The sequence below is a fragment of the Sphingopyxis sp. CR5 genome (genome assembly GCF_059693785.1).
Genome location: NZ_JCATIE010000022.1, coordinates 1 through 3,350 on the forward strand (window position 1 = coordinate 1; position 3,350 = coordinate 3,350).

Below are 3,350 nucleotides of genomic sequence, written 5' to 3' on the forward strand. Positions count from 1 at the left end.
GACCCATAATGCCGCGATCCGGATTATGCCGCATGGCCTCCGCTGGAGGGCGGATAGCCCGGCATCGGCCATGCAGCTGTTCGGCATAATCAGAGCCCTTCCAGGAACGCGAGGAGGTTATCGTCGGGCCGGAACCGACCCGGTGGCGTGGCTGGAGCGGCGACGCGGGCGAGCGCCTTCTCCTTCATCCGCATGTCGGCGTGGATGTAGATCTGGGTGGTCTCGACGTTCTCGTGACCAAGCCAGAGGGCGATCACCGCAGGATCGACGCCGTGATGCAGCAGGTCCATCGCGTTGCTGTGGCGCAGCGTATGTGGCGTGACCCGCTTCGCGCCGATGCTGGGGCATGTCCGCGCAGCCGTCAGGCAGTGTTTGCGGACCAGATGCTCCAACGCATCGCGGCTCAGTCGTTCGCCCCGGATCGACGGGAACAGCGGCCTGCCTTCATCCTTGTCGGTGCCGATCCACGTCGCCAACAGCTTGGCGGTATCGCGGCGAAGGGGTGTGGCTCGCTCCTTTCGGCCCTTGCCCAAGCAGCGGATGTGCGCACCGGTGCCGAACACCACATCGCCCCGATTGAGGCCGACCAGTTCGGATGCCCGCAGGCCGGTCTGCACCGCGAGCAGGAGCAGCGCGTGGTCGCGCCGTCCCGCCCATGTCGAGCGATCCGGCGCTGCCAGCAACGCGGCCATCTCGTCAGCATCGAGGAACGTCACCGTGCGCTTCACGTAGCGCTTGTTGGGCATCGCGAGCACGCGCTGGCAGTGCAGCAGCCAGGTCGGGTCGGTCATCGCGACGAAGCGGAAGAACGACCGGATGGCGGCGAGCCGGGTATTGCGGCTGCGCGCGCTGTTGCCCCGTGCCGTCTCGGTGTGACTGAGGAAGTCGGCAACCAGATCGGCGTCGATGTCCTCTACGGTCAGCTTGACCGGCGGCTTGCCGTGCTGCGTGCTCGCATATCGGAGCAACAGCCGGAACGTGTCGCGGTAGCCCGCGACCGTGTGGCGGCTCGCTTCCAACTGGGTGCACAGCCGGTCGGTGAAGAAGCGCTGGATCAGCGCAGGCAAGGCCACGGCGTTCATTGTGCCGCCTCCCCGCCGGTCGTGGTGGCGCGGGCCATCGCCAGATCGAGCAGTTCCGGGACCGCCTCCAGATACCAGTATGTTCCGGAGGGGTTGCTATGACCCAGATAGGTCGTGAGCCGGATCATCTCGCGCGCCGGGTCCTTCCCGCTCCGGTACCAGTCGATCATCGTGTGCACGGCGAAGGTGTGACGCAGATCGTGGATGCGTGGTCCCCGGCCATGCCGGTGGTATTGTTGCTCGGATCGCAAGCCGATCTGCTGGCATGCGCGTGCGAAGTTGTACCGGGCCGCGCAGTCGGTGAGCCGGGTCGCCTTGTCGGTTACGAACAGCGGCAACGCCCGATGACCGATCAACCGGTCGCGTTCGGCGCGATAGTCGAGCAGTCGCTCGACGGTGCTGGGATCGAGCGGCAGCAGCCGTTCCTTGCCGTTCTTGCCCTGTCGGACGCGCAGCACACCATGGTCGGCGTCAAGGTCGTTACTGTCGAGCGCGAGCGCCTCGCTGATGCGCAAGCCCGTGACCGCGATGAGTGTAAACAACGTCGAGCAGGTCAGTCCGCGCAACCCGCAGATCGACGGCAGCGCCCTTGCGGCCGCGATAATCGAAGCGACCTCGGCCTCGCTGTAGATATGCGGACGCGAGCGCATGACCGTGTCGGGCAACAGCCCCCGTGGCGGAGGTTCATGCGCCGGATCGAAGCTGCTGAGCCACTGCGCGAAGAGGCGCACGGCGGTAAGCCGCGCCGCTCGCGTCATGCCGTTGGCCTCGCCGAGCGTAGCGTGCCAGTGCAGGAACAGTGCCGTATCGATATGCGTCGCGCGTTCGCGGTCGGCGAACCGCGTGAAGCGGCGAAGGATGCGCTCGCTGGTGCTCAGGTCGTAGCCGAGGCGGCGCCGCACAGCCAGATAGCGGTCGAGCTGGGAGGAGAGGCTCATTGCGCGCCTCCCGCCACGGGCCAGGGCATTGCCACTGACCGCAGTCCGTCGATGTCGAGACGAGCATATATCTTGGTCGATGTGCGTGAGCGGTGCCGCAGTACATCGCCCACCTCGTCGAGCGATGCGCCCGAGTTCACCAACTGGGTGGCAAGGCTATGACGCAACAGGTGCGATCCCACATAGGGCGTTACCGGCTTCTGGCCGGTCGCCTTCAACGCATCCTTGAGGATGGTATTGACGATCTGGCTGTCCCTGAACGGACGGTGCGGGGCGCGATGGGTGACGAACAGCGTGCGGCAGGACGCTGGTCCGCGTTCCTCGCGCAGATAGCGGCTGAGCGCCTCGCCAACCTCCGCGCTAATCGGCACACGATCGTGCAGCTTCCCCTTGCCACGCACCAAGAGTTCGCCTGCGCGCCAGTCGATGTCGTCCAACTGGATCGCGATGACCTCGGCAGCGCGCAAGCCGAGCCGGGCCATGATCAGCAGCATCGCATAGTCCCGAGCGCCGTGCCGGGGATTGTCGCGCACGCAGGCCAGCACCGCCTCGACGCCCTCGGGTACCAGATGGCGCGGCAGCCGTGCGCCCCAGCGCTTGGCCGCCTTGGGCACGCTCAGCGCCAGATTGGTCGCCGTCGCGCCGCTGCCGAACAGATATTGCAGGAAGGTACGAACATGCGTCGCTACCGTTTTATCGCGGCGCGCGCCTGCCAGCACATGCTCGATGAAGCTGATCACATCGGCAGGCCGCAACCGCCCCGGATTAACAGTCGCATCACCAAAACGATGATCGAGGAACCGATCGGCGAACCGCAGCGTGTGATAGATCGTCCGCGGGCTCAGGCCGCGATGCTTGACCAGATAGGTCTCGAAGTCCGCCAGCAGGGTCGCGCGCGCCTGCTGCGCTTCGGTCAACGGCACCGGCTGCGTCACGCCGATATCGAGCAGATGCTGCGCGAACCGGCGGGCCAGTCTATGCGGCCATACCGTGCCCGTCGTCTTGCGCGGCACCTTGCGTCCCAGCCGCTCGGCAACGTCGAGCGTCAGCGCCGATGGATTGATGCCCTCGGCATCCATCGCGCGCGCCACCTTACGCAGGATCGATTGGTAGGTCTTGACCGTGCCGGCGGTGTAATTCTCAGCCGCAAAGCTCTCCGCGAACGAGACCAGATATGGCTCGATGGAAGTCTGCAAATATTGAGTCATGATCGTCGTGCTCCATGTTGTTGGAGCGACGAGGATTATGCCGAATGGGGTTGGCGTGATCATACCGCCGACCGCGCCCTAACGAGCACATGCGGCATAATCCGGATCGCGGCATTATGGCC

3 protein-coding genes are annotated in these 3,350 nt (G+C 65.5%); all 3 read right to left on the reverse strand.

What is annotated here, in order from left to right:
* Positions 1-89: 89 nt before the first annotated feature.
* Genes AC58D2_RS20550 through AC58D2_RS20560 form a run of 3 tightly spaced genes read right to left on the reverse strand, consistent with a single transcriptional unit; the run spans position 90 to position 3,291 of the window.
* On the reverse strand, positions 90-1,082 hold the full coding sequence (locus AC58D2_RS20550; RefSeq protein ID WP_497392885.1) for a tyrosine-type recombinase/integrase: 993 nt from the start codon (positions 1,080-1,082) through the stop codon (positions 90-92).
* Positions 1,079-2,020: a tyrosine-type recombinase/integrase gene (locus AC58D2_RS20555; RefSeq protein WP_497392887.1), complete on the reverse strand. Its 942-nt coding sequence runs from the start codon at positions 2,018-2,020 to the stop codon at positions 1,079-1,081. The genes AC58D2_RS20550 and AC58D2_RS20555 overlap by 4 nt, the downstream gene beginning before the upstream one ends.
* Positions 2,017-3,291 carry a tyrosine-type recombinase/integrase gene (locus AC58D2_RS20560; RefSeq protein ID WP_497392888.1) on the reverse strand — a complete coding sequence of 425 codons (1,275 nt, stop codon included), beginning with the start codon at positions 3,289-3,291 and terminating at the stop codon, positions 2,017-2,019. Before AC58D2_RS20560 ends, AC58D2_RS20555 begins: the two co-directional genes overlap by 4 nt.
* Positions 3,292-3,350: the final 59 nt, after the last annotated feature.

Coding starts and splice junctions, on each gene's coding strand:
- AC58D2_RS20550 (WP_497392885.1), bottom strand. CDS start 1,082: ATGAACGCCGTGGCCTTGCCTGCGCTGATCCAGCGCTTCTTCACCGAC.
- AC58D2_RS20555 (WP_497392887.1), bottom strand. CDS start 2,020: ATGAGCCTCTCCTCCCAGCTCGACCGCTATCTGGCTGTGCGGCGCCGC.
- AC58D2_RS20560 (WP_497392888.1), bottom strand. CDS start 3,291: ATGATCACGCCAACCCCATTCGGCATAATCCTCGTCGCTCCAACAACA.